The sequence below is a fragment of the Mycobacterium sp. OAE908 genome (assembly GCF_017872775.1).
GTDB lineage: Bacteria > Actinomycetota > Actinomycetes > Mycobacteriales > Mycobacteriaceae > Mycobacterium.
This window is the reverse complement of sequence record NZ_JAGGJL010000001.1, coordinates 4,111,218-4,128,079: the sequence shown is the minus strand read 5'-3', so window position 1 is coordinate 4,128,079 and position 16,862 is coordinate 4,111,218. Positions and strand designations below refer to the sequence as shown.

The window sequence follows — 16,862 nt, the reverse complement described above, 5'->3', positions numbered from 1 at the left end:
TGGTGGCGGTATGGCGCAGCCACACGACACCGGCCGAGTTCTCGACCGGGATCTCGCACCTGTGGCGTCGTTGATCGGTGATCCGACGCGCATCGCGATTCTGTGTGCGCTGGCCGAGGGCCACTGCCTGCCCGCGGGCGAACTCGCCCATCGCGCCGGAGTGCATCCCGCCACCGCCACCGCTCATCTACGCCAACTGGTCGACGGCGGGCTGGTGACCGTGCGGGCCCAGGGCAGGCATCGGTATCACGAACTGGCCGGGCCACACGTGGCGGCCGTGATCGAAGCGCTGGCACAGCTGGCGCCGCCGACCCCGGTGCGTTCGCTGCGGACGGATCGTGCGGCCAGATCCCTCGCCGAAGCCAGGACGTGCTACGACCACATCGCGGGAAGGCGTGGGGTCGAACTGCGCGAGCGGCTGCTGGACGCCGACGCACTGCACATGGTCGACGGCCGCGATCACCGGCTGACCGCGCACGGGCACGATCTGATGAACGCTCTGGGAATCGATGCGGCACAACCGAATACGAAGCGGCGGGTGTTCGCCCGCGACTGCGTGGACTGGACGCAGCGCAGGCCCCATCTGGCAGGTGCGCTTCCTGCGCTCCTGACGCGTCGCTTTCTCGAACTGGGCTGGATCTCCCGCGGGACGGGACGCAGCTTGCGCGTTGCGCGCGACTACGACGATCGGGTCGACGCGTGGCTGGCGAGCTCGATGCGGGTGTCGCCGTAGCGGCGTGAGCGCCACGCTTCCCACCCGGCGGGCCAGGCCAGCTCCGGCCCTGATGTCCCGCGTTCCACGATCGCGACCGACCCGTCGCGCACCCAGCCGCCGTCGACCAGCGCGGTCAGCATCGCTTCGATCTCGGCGGCAGGGACCTCGTAGGGCGGGTCGGCGAACACCAGATCCACCGACCGGCCGGCGCGCCCAGACAGCACAGCGGCGACGGGTGCACGCCGCACGTCGGCCGCTACTCCCAGCGACGCGATGTTCTTGGCGATGACGGCCGCGGCGCGCTGATCGGATTCGACGAACACCGCCGACGTCGCGCCCCGCGACAGCGCCTCGAGACCGAGAGCGCCCGAACCCGCGTACAGGTCGAGCACCGAAGCGCCCGCGAAATCGACGCGTGACGCCAGCACATTGAACAGCGACTCCCGCACGCGATCGGTGGTCGGCCGAGTTCCGGTGCGCGGCACAGCGATTCGCCGCCCGCCGAACGCGCCGGCGACGATGCGGGTCAGCTGACCACCACCAGCAGGTCGCCGCCTTCGACCTGCGCGGTGGCCGATACGGCCACGCGGCTGACTTTGCCTGCTTTGGGGGCGGTGATCGCGGCCTCCATCTTCATGGCCTCGATGGTGGCGATGGTCTGTCCGGCCTCGACCTCATCGTCGGCGACGACGTTGACCGTGACGACGCCTGCGAACGGGGCTGCGACGTGGTCGGGGTTGGACCGCTCGGCCTTCTCGGCGGTCGGAATTTCGCTGGCGACGCTGCGATCCCGGACCACCACCGGGCGCAGTTGTCCGTTGAGGATGCACATCACCGTGCGCATTCCTCGTTCGTCTGGTTCGGAGACCGCTTCCAGCCCGATCAGCAACTCGACACCGCGTTCGAGCCTGACGCGGTGCTCTTCGCCACTGCGCAGCCCGTAGAAGAACTGGTTGGCGCTCAGACTCGAGGTGTCGCCGAAGGCTTCCCGGTGGGCCTCGAACTCCTTCGTCGGAGCAGGGAACAGCAGTCGGTTCAAGGCAGCCTGGCGGGTCTCGCCAGACTGCCCGAGCACTGCCTCGTCCTCCGGGGACAACTCTTGCTGGGCCTTGGCCGGCGGGCGCCCCGCAAGTGCCTTGGTGCGCAACGGTTCCGGCCAGCCGCCGGGCGGGTCGCCGAGCTCACCACGCAGGAAGCCGATCACCGAGTCGGGAATGTCGAACTTCGCTGGGTCCTCGGCGAATTCTTCGGCGGACACGCCGGCGCCGACCAATGCCAACGCCAGATCGCCGACCACCTTCGAAGACGGGGTCACCTTCACCAGCCGGCCCAAAATCCGGTCCGCGGCAGCGTAATTCGCCTCGATCTCCTCGAACCGGTCACCGAGGCCGAGCGCGATCGCCTGTTGACGCAGATTCGACAGCTGACCGCCGGGGATCTCGTGGTGATACACCCGACCCGTCGGTCCCGGAATCCCAGATTCGAAGGGCGCGTACACCTTTCGCAGCGCCTCCCAGTACGGCTCCAGGTCGCACACCGCCGACAGCGACAACCCGGTGTCGTACTCGGTGTGCGCGGCCGCCGCGACGATGGAGGACAACGCGGGCTGACTGGTGGTGCCCGCCAGCGGCGCCGACGCCCCGTCGACGGCGTTGGCGCCGGCCTGCCAGGCCGCCAGATAGGTGGCCAACTGCCCGCCCGGGGTGTCGTGGGTGTGCACATGCACCGGCAGGTCGAACCGGCTGCGCAAGGCCGACACCAATTGGGTGGCGGCCTGTGGGCGCAACAGCCCGGCCATATCCTTGATCGCCAGCACGTGTGCGCCTGCGTCGACGATCTGCTCGGCGAGCTTGAGGTAGTAGTCCAGCGTGTAGAGGTTCTCGTTCGGGTCCGAAAGATCTCCGGTGTAGCTCATCGCGACTTCGGCCACCGCCGTACCGGTTTCGCGTACCGCGTCGATGGCAGGCCGCATCGAGTCGACGTTGTTGAGCGCGTCGAAGATGCGGTAGATGTCGATGCCGGTCGCCGTCGCCTCCTGCACGAACGCGTACGTGACGGACTCGGGGTATGGCGTGTAGCCAACCGTGTTGCGGCCCCGCAGCAGCATCTGCAGGCAGATGTTGGGCACCGCTTCGCGAAGCGCTGCCAGCCGTTCCCACGGATCTTCCTTCAAAAACCGAAGTGCCACATCGTAAGTCGCACCACCCCAGCACTCGATGGACAACAGCTGCGGGGTCATCCGCGCGATGTACGGGGCGACCATCAACAAACCGGTGGTGCGCAGCCGCGTAGCCAGCAACGACTGGTGCGCGTCGCGGAACGTCGTGTCGGTGACGCCGACGGACTTGGATTCGCGCAGCCACCGAGCGAAGCCCTCCGGGCCCACCTCGGCCAGCAGTTGCTTGCTGCCGCGTGGTGGCGCCGCGTCGAGATCGATCTGGGGAAGTTTGTCTTGCGGGTAGACCGTCGACGGCCTTGGCCCGTGCGGCTGGTTGACGGTGACGTCGGCGAGATAGTTGAGGATCTTGGTGCCGCGGTCGGCGGGCGTGCGCGCGGTCAGCAGATAGGGCCGCTCGTCGATGAACGACGTCGTCACACGTCCGGCGCGGAAGTCCGGGTCGTTGACCACCGCCATCAAGAACGGGATGTTCGTCGAAACACCGCGGATCCGGAACTCGGCCAACGCTCGGCGGGCCCGGGCGATCGCAGCGGAGAAATCTCGTCCGCGACAAGTGAGCTTCACCAGCATCGAGTCGAAGTGCGCGCTGATGTCCGCACCCAGATGCGAACCGCCGTCCAGCCGGATGCCGGCACCGCCGGGCGATCGGTAACCGGTGATCCGGCCGGTGTCGGGACGGAAGCCGTTGGCTGGATCCTCAGTGGTGATCCGGCACTGCATAGCGGCCCCGTGCAGCTGCAACGAATCCTGGCTCAGCCCAAGCTCTTCCAGCGTCTCACCGTCGGCTACGCGCAGCTGGCTGGCGACCAGGTCGACGTCGGTGATCTCCTCGGTGACGGTGTGCTCGACCTGGATGCGCGGGTTCATCTCGATGAACACGTAGTGGCCGCGCTCGTCGAGCAGGAACTCCACGGTGCCCGCGTAGCTGTAGTTGATCTGGCGGGCGAACGCGACCGCGTCGGCGCACATCTTGTTTCGCAAGTCCTCCGGCAGATTCGGCGCCGGTGCGAGTTCGATGACCTTCTGGTGCCGACGCTGCAGGCTGCAGTCGCGCTCGAACAGGTGCATCACGTTGCCGTGGGTGTCGGCCAGGATCTGCACCTCGATGTGACGCGGGTTGAGCACCGCCTGCTCCAGGTACAGCGTCGGGTCACCGAACGCCGACTCGGCCTCGCGAGACGCAGCCTCGATGGCCTCGGGCAGCGCCGCGGCGTCGGCCACCCGGCGCATGCCGCGTCCGCCGCCGCCGGAGACCGCCTTGACGAACAACGGGAACTCCATGTCCGCCGCGGCCGCTATCAGCTCGTCGGCCGATGCCGACGGCGCCGAGGAGTTGAGCACCGGCAATCCCGCGGTCCTGGCGGCGGCGATCGCGCGCGACTTGTTGCCCGCCAACTCGAGGATTTCCGCACCGGGCCCGACGAACGTGATGCCTGCCGCCGCACACGCAGCGGCCAGATCTGGGTTCTCCGAAAGGAAGCCGTAGCCCGGGTAGATGGCGTCGGCGCCGGACTGCTGCGCAACGCGCACGATCTCGTCGACCGAGAGATACGCCCGGACCGGGTGGCCCGTATCCCCGATCTGATATGACTCGTCGGCCTTGAGACGATGCAGGGAATTGCGGTCCTCGTGCGCGTAGACCGCGACCGTCGCGATGCCCATCTCGTAGGCCGCCCGAAACGCGCGGATCGCGATTTCCCCGCGGTTGGCGACCAGAACCTTCGAAATCACGAGACGACCCTATCCCCCGATGACGCCGACTAGAGCAGCGTCGACCAGTAGTCCCAAAAACGCACCAGGATCATCAAGACCAGCGCGGTGAACCACAACGCGACCAGCGACCACCGCCAGGTGTAGAGCACCCGGGCGACCGCGTTCGATTCCACCGGCTGCAGCGCGATCGAGGCGACCACGACGAACAGCGGGATGGTGACCGCCCACACGCCCATGCAGTACGGGCACAGCGCGCCGATGCGGTACAGGCTCTGAAAGATCAGCCAGTGGATGAACGCCACGCCCAGCAGCGTGCCGGTGGCCAGACCGACCCAATACCAGCGCGGCAGGCTCACCCTGGCCAATGCGAGCACCCCGCTCACCACCACGACGCTGAACGCGACGATGCCGATCAGTGGGTTGGGAAAGCCGAACGCCGACGCCTGCGGAGTGATCATCACCGAACCGCACGACAGCACCGGGTTGATGCTGCACGACGGCACATAGGCGGGGTTGATCAGAATCTCGATCTTCTCGACCGTCAGCGTCAGCGCAGCGGCGAGCCCGACGACGCCGGCGAGAAGAATCCACACCGCGCTGGCCCGCCCGACCGGCACCCGGTTCGGCCCGTCGGCCGCGGGTTCACTCGGCTGGACGTCGCTGGGCGCGGCCACCGTCATCGCGTTGTTGTCGGCGGTGTGATCGACGGGGCCGGCGCAGGAGCGGGAGCGGGAGCCTGCGGCGCGGCCGCCGGCGTCGGAGCGGGAGCGGCCGGCGCAGCGCTCAGGCCCGGAATGTCACCGACGGTTTCCTTGATCTTGGCGATCAACGCGTCGGGTGTGCTGAATTGGTAGTCCTGGCCGTTGATCCGGATGGTCGGGGTGGCCTGGATGCCGGTCGCCTTGGCCAGGCCTTGCACCATCTCGGTGTAGCGGCCCTTGTTGATGCAGTCCGGAACGCCGCCCGCGGCACCGGCCTGCCGAGCGACCTCTATCAGCCGCGCGTTGTCCGGGTACACGCCCGCGCCCTCTTGGGGCTGCTGCGCGTAAAGCGCGGCGTGGAAACGACGGAACGCATCGGTGGATTCGTCGGCTACGCAGTAGGCGGCGTTCGCGGCGCGCGACGAGTATCCGTTGCCCTGCCGGTCCAGGATCGCGACCATGTAGTAGTCGGCGGCTACCGCACCGCTGTCGATCAGCTTGCTCACCGTGGGTCCGAACTGCTGCTCGAACTCGCCGCAGTGCGGGCACAGGAAGTCTTCGTACATCGACAGCACGACCTTGGGGTCGTCGCTGCCTTCCTTCTTGATCACATTGCTCGAGGCGACGCGGATGGCTTTGGCATCGCCCGACACCGGCTTCTTGTCGCCTGACATCACGATGTAGAGCACCAGTGCGACGGCGAAGACCACGACGACCGCGGTCAGCCCGATCTGGATCGCCAGGTTGCGCTTGCGGTCGGCTGCCTTCAGGTCGTAGCTGGCTTGCTTCTTCGGTTTGGTCGCCACGGCGTCAAGAGTACCGGCGGCTCATCCGAGCCTTTTCACGCGCGGGCGAGATGGGCACGCAGGGCAGAGATGGTTTCGGCCATCGCCGTCGCGCTGCCGCCGCCGAGCGGGAAGAAGTTGGCAAAACCATGGATGAGCGAACCGAACTCGCGATGATCGACCGGCACCCCCGCATTTCGCAGTGCGTCCGCGTACTGCCTGTCCTCGTCGCGCAGCGGGTCGAAGCCGGCGCTCAGCAGCAGCGCAGGCGGCAGACCGGTGAAATCATCGGCCAGCAGCGGTGACACCCGCGGGTCCGAGGCGTCGATGTCCGCGCCGTCCAGGAATTGGTGGCGGCAAAAGTGCAGATCGGCCTTGGTGAGGAAGAACCCGTCGGCGAACAATGTCTGCGAACGGGTTTCGTCGCGGTAGTTGACGACCGGATAGAGCAGGAACTGCAACACCGGCGGTGGCGCGCCCTCGTCGCGCGCACGTAGCGATACGACTGCCGCGAGGTTGCCTCCTGCGCTGTCGCCGCCAACGGCCACCCGGCTCGGGTCGGCGCCCACCTCCTGGGCGTGGTTCAACGCCCAACTGAACGCGGCATATGCGTCCTCCGATCCTGCGGGCGCCTTGTGCTCGGGAGCGAGCCGGTAGTCCACGGACAAGACGTGCAACGCGCCTTCGCGGCAGATGTGCCGGCACAGGTCGTCGTGCGTGTCGAGGTCACCGGTGACCTGACCACCGCCGTGGTAGAAGACCAACAGCGGTTGGCCGTCGCCGTCGGTGGGCCGGTAGTGGCGTGCCGCGATCGGCCCCGCAGGCCCCGGTATCGAGAGATTGGTCACCGAGCCGACGGCAAGGTGCCGTTTGAAGCCGGCCGCCGTCACGCGCAACTGTTGCCTGGCCACGGGGACGTCCGGACTGGCGACGAGACGGTTGAGGCCGGTGGCGGTCATGCCTGCGAGCATCAATTGCAGTGTCGTGTCCAGAGTGTTGCCGTCGATCGTGATCGAACGGCCGCCCAGCAGAAGGCGTTTGACGGGCTGCGGTATCCGGGGCAGCGACCGCATCGTCAGCCCCGCGGCGGCGTTGACGATCGGGGCCTTGGCGGGTCGAGCCGGTCCGACAGTCGTCGCCTGTCCTGGCAGACTCTGAGTCATGGCTGCTCCCTTGATCACGCTCAACGACGGTTATTCGATGCCCCAGGTTGGACTCGGCGTCTGGCAGACGCCCGCTGAAGACACCGAGCGCGCGGTGGCGACCGCACTGGAGGCCGGGTATCGGCACGTCGACACCGCCGCAGGGTACTTCAACGAGCGCGAGGTCGGTAAGGCCGTCGCAGCATCCGGCCTACCCCGCGAGGACGTCTTCGTCACCACCAAGTTGTGGAACGCCGACCAGGGCTACGACAACACGCTCGCGGCGTTCGACGCCAGCATGGAACGCCTCGGAATGGAATACCTGGATCTCTACCTGATCCATTGGCCGATGCCGGCGAAGAACCTGTTCGTCGAGACCTTCAAGGCGTTTGCGCAGCTACGCGACCAGGGCCGAATCCGGTCGATCGGGGTGAGCAACTTCGAACCCGAACACCTGCGAATGCTGGTGGACGCCACCGGAATCGTCCCAGCCGTCAACCAGATCGAGTTGCACCCGCTGCTGCAGCAGGAGGAGTTGCGGGAGGTGCACGCCCAACTCGGCGTCGCGACCGAAGCGTGGAGCCCGCTTGGACAGGGCTCGCTGCTGAGCAATCCGACCGTCACGGCCGTCGCGGATGCCCACGGCAAAACGCCAGCGCAGGCACTGATTAGGTGGCATATCCAACTCGGCAATATAGTCATCCCGAAGTCGGTGACCCCCGAGCGAATTGTGAGTAACTTCGACGTGTTCGATTTCGAGCTGAGCGAGCAGGAGATGGCGACCATCTCTTCGCTGGGCGACGGAACGCGACTGGGTCCCGATCCACGGACGTTCAACTTCACAGGATAGGTGCCATGACGCCGCCGGCTGCGATTCCCACCATCACTCTCAACGATGAGAACACGATCCCCGTCATCGGTCTTGGCGTCGGCGAGTTGTCGGACTCCGAAACCGAACAGGCCGTTTCGACAGCGCTCGAAGCCGGCTACCGGTTGATCGACACTGCGGCCGCCTACGGCAACGAGGGGGCTGTCGGCCGGGCCGTCGCCGCGTCGGGTGTGCCCCGCGAGGAACTGTTCATCACTACCAAGCTGGCCACCGCTGATCTGGGCTTCCAGTCGTCGCAGGACGCGCTGAAGGCGAGTCTTGAGCGGTTGGGTCTGGAGTATGTCGACCTGTACCTGATCCATTGGCCCGCAGGCGAGCAGGGCAAATATGTGGACAGCTGGGGTGGCCTGATGAAGCGCAAACAGGACGGCGACACCCGCTCGATCGGTGTGGCCAACTTCCACGCAGAGCACCTTTCCGACATCATCGACCTGTCGTACTTCACGCCTGCCATCAACCAGATCGAGCTGCACCCGCTGCTGAACCAGGCCGAGCTACGGAGGGTCAACGCGGAGTACGGCATCGTCACCGAGGCCTACGGACCGCTCGGCATCGGCCAGCTGCTGGACAACCCGACGATCGGGACCGTCGCGCAGGCACACGGCAAGACACCGGCGCAGGTGCTGATCCGCTGGAGCATTCAGCTGGGCAATGTGGTCATCCCGCGCTCGGCGAACCCGGAGCGCATCAAGTCGAACCTCGACGTGTTCGACTTCGAGCTGACCGACGACGAGATGGCCACGCTGAACGGCCTCGACGACGGCACCCGCTTCCGCCCGAATCCAGACACCTACACGGGAACCTAATCGTCGGGCACGCTAACGGGCAGGACCGCGGTCGGCGGGTCAGGCAATGCCGACGCGTGAGCCAGCGCGGCGGGCCAATAGGCCAGCACCCCAGCCCATTCCCGCTGCGCCCAGGTCAGCCGACCGGTGTGGTTGACGTAGACGCCGCGATACACCTGCGTCAGTTCGCGGCGACGCAGTAATCGAGTGATGTCGCCGTCGGTGCCGCCGGCGGCGAGGATCTGACGGCGCCCGACGACTCCATCCTGCACCCCGGCCAGGTGCTCGACGTGCCCGAGATGCCAAGCCCGTCGCGCCATGGTCGTTAGGGTTGCACCACAGGCTGGGTCGCGGCCAGCGCGCGACGCCCATTCTTGTGGACAACTTCGATGAGGCGGGCTTGGCGGGTTGATTACTCACGCCTGGCATGAGTAATCAACCCGTTAACCGGACAGTCAACCCGTCGGGCAGGTGGCTGCCGCGTCACGCAGTGCCGTCGCCGACGGCGCATCGACCGGCAGACCGTAGCCGCGCAATACGTTTGCGAACTGCACCGCGTACTGGCACCAGAATGCGTGGTTGGGCGGCAGCCAAACCGCAGGCTCCTTGTCGCCCTTGTCCTGGTTCGCCTGGCCTTCTACCGCAATGAGATTCGCCGGGTCGTTGGCGAACCGCACGCGCATGTCGTCGGGCCAGTTGCGGGCGCCGAGGTCCCACGCCAACGCCAGCGGGACGATGTGGTCGATCTGCACCGCCGCGCCGATCTGCGCGCCGCGCGTGAACGCCACGGTCGTGTTGGTGTACGGGTCGTGCAATATGCCCGTCGCAACGGCCTTGGGACACCGCTTGATCGACACATACGTCTTGTCGACGAGATCGCGGTCGAGGATGTCGTTTCGGGTATCGCAGCCGTTGTGACCGCCCGGTGCCGGGTTGTCGTCGGTCCACGAGTCACCGAACGCATCCCGGTGATAGTCGTAGCTCCGAATTCGGAACGGCACCTCCGGAATGTCCGCGAGCACATCGACACCCGGCGCGACTGTGGGGATGTCGGCCTGAGCGACGAATTGCCCACGCTCGTCCGATGTCGTCACCTGAACGGCGACCACGACGGCCAAAGCAACCGAGAGCACCAACCACAACAGGCGGTTACGCGTCATGCCTTGTCCAGGTATTCGACCCGGTCGTTGTCGACGAATTGCGCGGCCAGCAACGCCATACCCGGATCGGCCGGGTTCTTCTCATAGAGCTCCTCGCAGAGCTCACGTGCGTCGAGGATGACACCGAGGTGCTCGGCGAGCAGCAGGAACCGCAGTGTGACGGGTCGGCCGGATTGCGTGAGCCCCAACACATCTCCCTCTTGGCGTTCGGCGAGGTCGAGGTCGGCGAGCTTGAAACCGTCCAGCGTGCCCGCGACGGCCTTCAGCCGTTGCCCGGCTTTCGAATCCTCGGGTAGCTGCGTGGCCAGCAGGCACAGGCTGGGGTGCTGGCCGCGGCCGATGCGGCCCCGAAGCTGGTGCAGCTGGCTGATGCCGAACCGGTCGGCGTCGACCACGACCATCACGGTCGCATTCGGCACATCCACGCCGACCTCAATGACGGTGGTGCACACCAGCACATCGATCTGGCCCGCGCGGAATTCGGCCATCACGGCGTCCTTCTCGTCGCTGGGTAGCCGCCCGTGCATCAAGCCCAGCCGCAAGCCTGCAAGCTGTCCACGGCGCAGCTGATCGAACAACTTGACCACCGTGGTCGCGGGCGGACCTTGGTCGTTCTTGGCGGGCTTGTCATCCTCGTCGATCCGTGATGCGACGACATAGGCCTGACGACCGCCGCGCACTTCTTCGACGACGCGCTGCCAGGCCCGTTCGAGCCACGCCGGCTTTTCCCTGACAAAGATCGGGTTGGTGGTGATCGGTTGGCGGCCTCGCGGAAGCTCGCGCAGCGTCGACGTTTCCAGGTCACCGTATTGAGTCAGCGCGACCGTGCGCGGAATCGGCGTCGCAGTCATCACCAGCAGGTGGGGCGTCAGTCCGTCAGGAGCCTTGGCGCGCAACGTGTCTCGCTGCTCGACGCCGAACCGGTGCTGTTCGTCGACGACCACCATGCCCAGCCGATGAAACTCGACCGACTCCTGCAGCAGCGCGTGGGTACCGATGACGATGCCTGCTTCGCCACTCGCGATCTCGTCGCGCACCTCGCGTTTTTGCTGTGCCGACATGGATCCCGTCAGCAGCGCGATGCGAGTCGCCCGGTCCGCTCCGCCGAGTTGTCCCGCCATCGCCAAGGGGCCAAGGACATCGCGGACCGACCGAGCATGTTGGGCGGCAAGGACTTCCGTCGGCGCCAACAATGCGCATTGGTAGCCGGCATCGACCATCTGAAGCATGGCGAGGACGGAGACGATCGTCTTACCCGAACCCACCTCGCCCTGCAGCATTCTGTTCATGGGCCTGCTGGCCGCAAGCTCGGCCGTCAGCACCTCGAGCACTTCCTTTTGGCCGTCGGTCAATTCGAACGGCAGTTGTTCGCGCATCGCGGCCAGCAGACCGCCCGGTTGCGGAGGTGCGACAGGGCCGGATTCGCTCAGTTCGCTGTATCGACGCCCCACCAAGGCCCATTGCAGCCCAACCGCTTCGTCGAACCGCAGCCGTTCCTCGGCACGCTCCCGTTCAGCCGCCTTCTCGGCCAGATGGATGGCACGTAACGCCTCGTCCTCGGTTATCAGATTGCGCTGCTGCAGAACAGCTTTCGGCAACGGTTCGGTGACGGGATCGAGCACGTCGAGGACCTGGCGCACACACGCGTAGATATCCCAGCTCTGGACCTTGGAGTTCGCGGCATAGATCGGGAAGAATTCCCGCTCGAATACCGAGAGCAAGTCCTCGCCCGTCGCGTCCGACGTCGCAGCGATGGTCTTCAGAGACTTGGTGCCGAATTGCCTGCCGCTGGGCGACTCCAGCACCAGAAACGCCGGATGGGTCAATTGCATTGTCCCCTTGAAGTATCCGACCTCTCCGGACAGCATCAAGCGAGTGCCCTCGACCAGACCCCTCTTCAGATACTTGGCGTTGAAGAAGGTGGCCGTCACCTTCGGTCGGCGATCGCGCAGCGTCACAACGAGGTACTCACGCTTGGGCGCGCGGTTGGTCCACCTGGTCTCCGCCTTGGCAATGACGTCGACGAACGTGACGTGTTCACCTTCCTCGAGTTCCTCGCCCTCTTCGAGCACCGTCATGCCGTCGCTGTATTTGCGTGGGTAATGGCGCAGCAGGTCGTTGACCGTGCGCATGCCGAAGTGTTCGGCGAGCGGATCCGCGGCCTTCTTGCCGAGGACGAACTCGAGCCGGTCGGTCAACGCGGCCACGGCTACTCCACCCCGATCAGCAGCGCATCGCCGCGGTGGTCGGTCTGATAGGTCACCAGCTCGGTCCCCGGGTGATGACGATGTGCGTGCTCCTGCAACGCTTTCCCGACACTGCCGTCGACACCGGCTCCGGTCAGGACGGTCACGAGTTCACCGCCGGAGGCCAGCAGCAGATCGATCAGGCCCGCGCCGGCCTCGGTGATGTTGTTTCCGACGATCAGCACCTCGTCACCGGAGATCGCCAGCCCGTCGCCCGGCTTACACATGCCCGCCCATGTCAGCGCCTCCTCGGTGGCCACGCGGACAGAGCCGTGCCGGGCGCTCGCGGCAGCACGGGCCATGGTGTACCCGTCGTCAACGGCCTGCCGCTCGGCGTCGTGCACCGCCAGCGCCGCGAGCCCCTGAACCATCGATCCCGCAGGCACCGGCACGACGTCGATGCCCCACCCGATCGCGGCGGTGCAGCCAGCGACGAGTTCCTCGGCTGCGACATAGCCGTTGGGCAGCACCATGATCTGTGCGGCGCCGGTGTTGACGAGCGCGTGCAGCAGTTGCTTGGCGCTCACCGGCGCATCGGCTTCCTGTCGCAACACGTGTGCGCCCTCGCCGTCGAACAGTTCCGCCGCGCCGTCGCCGTCGACCACGGCCAGGACCGCCCGTTCACGGGTCCACCCGCCGGCAGGCCGGGCACCCGAACCCCCAGACAGCGAGGTGATCTGGATCCGGCTCGGCCTGCCGACCGATAACGCCGCCTCCACCGCCGCGCCGGCATCGTCGGTGTGGACGTGCACCGAGTAGTGGCCGGCACCGTCGGCCGACGCCGCGATGGCAACTGATTCGCCCAACTGGTCCAGCCGATCGCGCAGCGTCTCGACGCGGTTGGCGTCGCAACCGCTGAGCAGGTACATCACCTCGAATTGCGGCGCGGCCGCCGCGGCGACGGCGGCGTCGGCTTGGGGCGGCGACGGCTGATAGGCATGCCGGTGCGGCGCGCGCCCGGTCAGCGTCGTGCTCATCGCGTCCAGCAGTACCAGCAGGCCACGGCCGCCTGCGTCCACCACGCCGGCCTCGGCCAGCACATCGAGTTGTCCTGTGGTCTTGTCCAACGCGACCGCCGCCGCTTCGGCTGCCGCATTCACCACGTCAGCGAGGCCTGCCCCGTCGGCGCCTGCGTGTTCGGCCGCACCCGCAGCTTCCTGCAGTACCGAGACGATGGTGCCGGGCACCGGCTCCCCCATCGACGCGACGACAAGGCCGATCGCATGCCGAAGGGCCGCTGCGAAAAGGGGGCCGTCGATGTCGGCCAGCGCTCCTCGGGTGTCAGCCGCCGCGGTGGTGACGACGTCGGCCAGGCCCCGCAAGATCTGCGAAAGGATGACGCCCGAATTGCCCCGCGCGCCGTGCAGCGCGCCCGCGGCCAGTGCTGCCGCGATCTCGGCGACGTCGTCGCTGTCGGCGTGCGTGTCGGCCTGCGCCCACGCGGAACGCATCGTGAACAGCATGTTTGTCCCGGTGTCGGCGTCCGCGACCGGGAACACATTGAGCCTGTTGATCTCGTCGGTATGGGAAATGAGGTCGCCGACGGCGGTATGTGCCCAGTCCCGCAGAGCGGAGGCATCGAGCCGCCGAGCCGACATTCAAAACCTCCCCGTGCGCCGTGCCGCCGTGGGCGCCAGCCTAGCTAGGATCGCTGACAGGCTCGTCACAACGTTCGCGCCGGTGGATGCGTTTTTGGTGTTCGATCATGTGGCCGGTATCCTGGTCAGGTTGTCGGGTTCACCTGCTGGTCTCCAGCGAGAAGCCCAGACCCCCCAAGTACTGATTCGAGGAGTTTCTAGATATGGCTGCCGTCTGCGAGATCTGCGGAAAGGGCCCCGGCTTCGGCAAGTCGGTGTCGCACTCCCATCGCCGGACCAGCCGTCGCTGGGATCCGAACATTCAGACCGTGCGCGCCGTGACCCACCCCGGCGGCAACAAGAAGCGCGTCAACGTGTGCACCTCGTGCATCAAGGCGGGCAAGGTTTCGCGCGGCTGACCGCTGGCTCACGCGGGCTGACGCGCCAAACGGACAAATAGGCGGGAAAGGCCGAGTAGACGCCGCTAAAACGTCGATTTCGGCGAGCTTCGATAACGCGGAACCTATCCGTCGGCGCCGGCAGCGCCTGCCGTGCCCGGCGTCTCACTTCCCGTAGTACTTGTGGCTGGGCCGCCCGCGCCGCCCGCGCCCCCAGGGGCACCCTTACCGCCGTGCCCGCCGGTGCCACCATCGCCGCCGAAAGCATTGCCGGAGACATCGACGGCGCCCCCGCCACCGCCTCCTGCGCCTCCCGCTTTACCGGTGCCGCTTGGCCCACCGGCGCCGCCCATGCCACCCACTGCATCGCCGGACTGGCTGCCGGCCGCGCCGCCGAAGCCGCCATCACCACCGCTTCCGCGCGAACCGCCCGCGCCGCCGAAGCCGCCGCCGCCGCCGAATGCGTTGCCGCTGTTGCTGTTACCGGATGCGGCGCCACCGCCTGCGCCGCCGCTTCCGCTGCCCTTTCCATCGCCGCCTGAGCCGCCGTTGCCGCCCACGCCCTGGCCCGACGTGCTGATGCCAATGCCGCCGAAGCCGCCGGCACCGCCGTCGCCGCTAACAGTCGCATTGCCGCCGTCGCCACCGGAGCCGCCGAACGCATTGTCGGTTTTACTGAGGCCCTCGCCGCCGGGCCCGCCGTCGCCACCACCTCCGCGCGCACTGTCACCGCCGTCACCGCCGTGGCCGCCCTGGGCTTCGCCGTTGGTGCTGTCGCCCAGCCCACCAAAGCCGCCCGCACCGCCCGCGCCGCCAAACAGCCCGGACTTGCCACCGTCGCCGCCTCCGCCGCCGCGGCCAATACCGTCGACAGTGATCCCCTGGCCGCCGTCGCCGCCGGCACCGCCGTTGCCGAAGAGCAGGCCGCCTGCGCCCCCGCTACCGCCGCTGCGCCCGCGTGCGTCGGCCGTGGTCTCCAGGTCATCGCCACCGCGTCCACCGGCGCCGCCGTTGCCGATGAGTCCCGCGTGCCCGCCGTTGCCGCCCTGCTGTCCGGCTGCTCCGTCGCCGCCTTTGCCGCCGTTACCGAAGAAGAGGCCGCCGTTGCCGCCATCTTGGCCGGGGCCACCGTCGGCGCCGTTGCCGAAGAGAATGCCGCCGTTCTGGCCGGGCAGCACGCCGTTGCCGATCAGGAATCCGCCCGGCCCGATCAGCCCGAGGAACGCCGTCGATCCGCCGAGAGGCACCAGCGGCGCGAAGGCCGGGGCAAATGCTGACGATCCGCCGGACGACGGTGTCACCGACGCCGACAGGTCAGCTGGCGCGAAGAACAGGCTTGGATTGGAAGTAGCTGCGCCGGTTGGGCTTTCGGCTCTCCGCGCAGCGGAGCCGTCCGAAGCCGGCGCTGCGGTGTCGACCGAAGCCGGCGCTGCGGTGTCGACCGCTCCGCCCGCAGAGCCCAGATACGACAACGCCGCCGAAAACAACTTGTTCGGTGTGACGGCCGCCGCCAACATTGGGTCCGGCGTCGTGACGACGCTCCGCACAGGAACAGGCGTCGACACTGACTCGGTTCGGACCTGGCTGGCTGCGGCGCCGCTCGCGACGAGCACACCCGTGGCGAGCGCAGCGGTAATAGTGCGGTGTGTGGCCATTGGTACGCCCCCTCCTCTAGACGGCGGCGAGCGGCACAGTCGCTGCTCCGCTGCCAAACCTTGAATGGGCAAACACTACGAGGCGGCTTGGCAAGGTGTCTTTCGGTCGTTTCAGTCACTGAAACGGCCGTCGGACCCCCTGGCGGCTGAGCGGCCCATCGTCGGCGGCTATTGCGTTGAATGCCCGCAGAAGTGCACGCAGAACTTCGCGCGAATTGGCGCGGCCGACCTGCAGCGTGACGCCGATGACGGCGAGCGTGTCAGTGGTGCTTGGCAATAGCGCCGCCGCGCAACTCCATCCGCGAGTGCTCTGCTCGGACTCCACGGCGAATCCGTCTCTGCGTACTCGATCCACGGTGGCCGACAACTCGCTCACCTCACGCAGTGAATTCGGGGTCGACGGCGCCATCCCGCGGCGGGCAACCTGTTCAAATAATTCGGGCCGCTGCGCCAACGCCAGATGCCCTCCGGCGGTATTCGCCAACATCGCCGAGGTGCCTGGTGCGGGCCAGAGCGCCCGCGCAGCTGCCACAAGGCCTTTGTCGCACACCATCACAACCGGCTGCACCTTGTCCACTTCACGTCCGGCGGTCAGCCACGCAGCCCCTCCGTATGCCGCATGCAGGTCCTCGAGTACCGGAATATAACGCTCGAAATCTCTTTGTAGAGAAGCCGTTTCGCCCAGCCGACTCAAGGCAGGGCCTAGCGCGTAGCCGCGGTCGGTGCGCTTCAGGAGCTCGCGTGCCACCAGGTTGTTGACGATGCGATGCGTGGTCGGCTTGGGAATCCCTGTTATGTAGGCCAATTCGGCTAGTGACACCGGCGGCCCGTGCGCGGCGACGGCCTCGATGACAGCGAAGGCGCGGCCGACCATGGTGCGGTCGTCGGATACAACCTCACCTGCCACGTCGGTTCGA

Annotated in this window: 14 protein-coding genes and 1 pseudogene; 4 read left to right on the top strand and 11 right to left on the bottom strand. The window is 67.2% G+C overall.

The window, feature by feature from the left end; translation table 11 throughout:
* Positions 1-10: 10 nt before the first annotated feature.
* Positions 11-733: a winged helix-turn-helix transcriptional regulator gene (locus J3E61_RS20365; protein ID WP_210084751.1), complete on the top strand. Its 723-nt coding sequence runs from the start codon at positions 11-13 to the stop codon at positions 731-733.
* Here the strand turns inward: J3E61_RS20365 and rsmD are convergent.
* From rsmD to J3E61_RS20340, 5 genes are read right to left on the bottom strand one after another with little or no spacing between them, the layout of a single operon-like run.
* A complete protein-coding gene (rsmD, locus tag J3E61_RS20360; protein WP_210085639.1) occupies positions 679-1,245 on the bottom strand; it encodes a 16S rRNA (guanine(966)-N(2))-methyltransferase RsmD in 567 nt (188 codons plus the stop codon). The genes J3E61_RS20365 and rsmD overlap by 55 nt on opposite strands.
* Entirely contained in the window at positions 1,242-4,625 is a 3,384-nt protein-coding gene (locus J3E61_RS20355; RefSeq protein ID WP_210084750.1) for a pyruvate carboxylase, read from the bottom strand. Before J3E61_RS20355 ends, rsmD begins: the two co-directional genes overlap by 4 nt.
* 29 nt (positions 4,626-4,654) lie before the next feature.
* Positions 4,655-5,287, bottom strand: coding sequence for a vitamin K epoxide reductase family protein (locus tag J3E61_RS20350; RefSeq protein WP_210084749.1), 633 nt, complete (start codon positions 5,285-5,287; stop codon positions 4,655-4,657).
* Positions 5,284-6,114 (bottom strand): DsbA family protein, encoded by an 831-nt coding sequence (locus J3E61_RS20345; protein ID WP_210084748.1) that lies wholly within the window; start codon positions 6,112-6,114, stop codon positions 5,284-5,286. The genes J3E61_RS20350 and J3E61_RS20345 overlap by 4 nt, the downstream gene beginning before the upstream one ends.
* Positions 6,115-6,149: 35 nt before the next feature.
* Positions 6,150-7,256, bottom strand: coding sequence for an alpha/beta hydrolase (locus tag J3E61_RS20340; RefSeq protein WP_210084747.1), 1,107 nt, complete (start codon positions 7,254-7,256; stop codon positions 6,150-6,152).
* Here J3E61_RS20340 and J3E61_RS20335 point away from each other — a divergent pair.
* Positions 7,255-8,085 carry an aldo/keto reductase gene (locus tag J3E61_RS20335; RefSeq protein WP_210084746.1) on the top strand — a complete coding sequence of 277 codons (831 nt, stop codon included), beginning with the start codon at positions 7,255-7,257 and terminating at the stop codon, positions 8,083-8,085. The two genes, J3E61_RS20340 and J3E61_RS20335, sit on opposite strands and share 2 nt — an antisense overlap.
* Before the next feature lie 5 nt (positions 8,086-8,090).
* Complete coding sequence (locus J3E61_RS20330; protein ID WP_210084745.1) at positions 8,091-8,930, top strand: aldo/keto reductase; 840 nt, start codon at positions 8,091-8,093, stop codon at positions 8,928-8,930.
* 8 nt (positions 8,931-8,938) lie between these two features.
* Here the strand turns inward: J3E61_RS20330 and J3E61_RS20325 are convergent.
* The 4 genes and pseudogenes from J3E61_RS20325 to J3E61_RS20310 all read right to left on the bottom strand — a co-directional run.
* Positions 8,939-9,229 (bottom strand): annotated as a pseudogene (locus J3E61_RS20325) (type IV toxin-antitoxin system AbiEi family antitoxin domain-containing protein); the annotation flags it as partial.
* A gap of 135 nt (positions 9,230-9,364) precedes the next feature.
* Positions 9,365-10,069 carry an HNH endonuclease gene (locus tag J3E61_RS20320; RefSeq protein WP_210084744.1) on the bottom strand — a complete coding sequence of 235 codons (705 nt, stop codon included), beginning with the start codon at positions 10,067-10,069 and terminating at the stop codon, positions 9,365-9,367.
* Complete coding sequence (gene recG / locus J3E61_RS20315; protein WP_210084743.1) at positions 10,066-12,276, bottom strand: ATP-dependent DNA helicase RecG; 2,211 nt, start codon at positions 12,274-12,276, stop codon at positions 10,066-10,068. Before recG ends, J3E61_RS20320 begins: the two co-directional genes overlap by 4 nt.
* 2 nt (positions 12,277-12,278) lie before the next feature.
* Positions 12,279-13,913 (bottom strand): DAK2 domain-containing protein, encoded by a 1,635-nt coding sequence (locus J3E61_RS20310; protein WP_210084742.1) that lies wholly within the window; start codon positions 13,911-13,913, stop codon positions 12,279-12,281.
* 203 nt (positions 13,914-14,116) lie between these two features.
* Here J3E61_RS20310 and J3E61_RS20305 point away from each other — a divergent pair, with 203 nt between their 5' ends.
* Positions 14,117-14,311, top strand: a complete 195-nt coding sequence (locus J3E61_RS20305) for a 50S ribosomal protein L28 (protein ID WP_015306200.1) — start codon at positions 14,117-14,119, stop codon at positions 14,309-14,311.
* 104 nt (positions 14,312-14,415) lie between these two features.
* Here the strand turns inward: J3E61_RS20305 and J3E61_RS20300 are convergent, their stop codons facing one another.
* Positions 14,416-15,945, bottom strand: coding sequence for a hypothetical protein (locus J3E61_RS20300; protein ID WP_192721248.1), 1,530 nt, complete (start codon positions 15,943-15,945; stop codon positions 14,416-14,418).
* 115 nt (positions 15,946-16,060) lie between these two features.
* Positions 16,061-16,852: a helix-turn-helix domain-containing protein gene (locus J3E61_RS20295; protein ID WP_192721249.1), complete on the bottom strand. Its 792-nt coding sequence runs from the start codon at positions 16,850-16,852 to the stop codon at positions 16,061-16,063.
* Positions 16,853-16,862: the final 10 nt, after the last annotated feature.

Coding starts and splice junctions, on each gene's coding strand:
- J3E61_RS20365 (WP_210084751.1), top strand. CDS start 11: ATGGCGCAGCCACACGACACCGGCCGAGTTCTCGACCGGGATCTCGCA.
- J3E61_RS20350 (WP_210084749.1), bottom strand. CDS start 5,287: ATGACGGTGGCCGCGCCCAGCGACGTCCAGCCGAGTGAACCCGCGGCC.
- J3E61_RS20335 (WP_210084746.1), top strand. CDS start 7,255: ATGGCTGCTCCCTTGATCACGCTCAACGACGGTTATTCGATGCCCCAG.
- J3E61_RS20340 (WP_210084747.1), bottom strand. CDS start 7,256: ATGACTCAGAGTCTGCCAGGACAGGCGACGACTGTCGGACCGGCTCGA.
- J3E61_RS20330 (WP_210084745.1), top strand. CDS start 8,091: ATGACGCCGCCGGCTGCGATTCCCACCATCACTCTCAACGATGAGAAC.
- J3E61_RS20320 (WP_210084744.1), bottom strand. CDS start 10,069: ATGACGCGTAACCGCCTGTTGTGGTTGGTGCTCTCGGTTGCTTTGGCC.
- J3E61_RS20310 (WP_210084742.1), bottom strand. CDS start 13,913: ATGTCGGCTCGGCGGCTCGATGCCTCCGCTCTGCGGGACTGGGCACAT.
- J3E61_RS20305 (WP_015306200.1), top strand. CDS start 14,117: ATGGCTGCCGTCTGCGAGATCTGCGGAAAGGGCCCCGGCTTCGGCAAG.
- J3E61_RS20300 (WP_192721248.1), bottom strand. CDS start 15,945: ATGGCCACACACCGCACTATTACCGCTGCGCTCGCCACGGGTGTGCTC.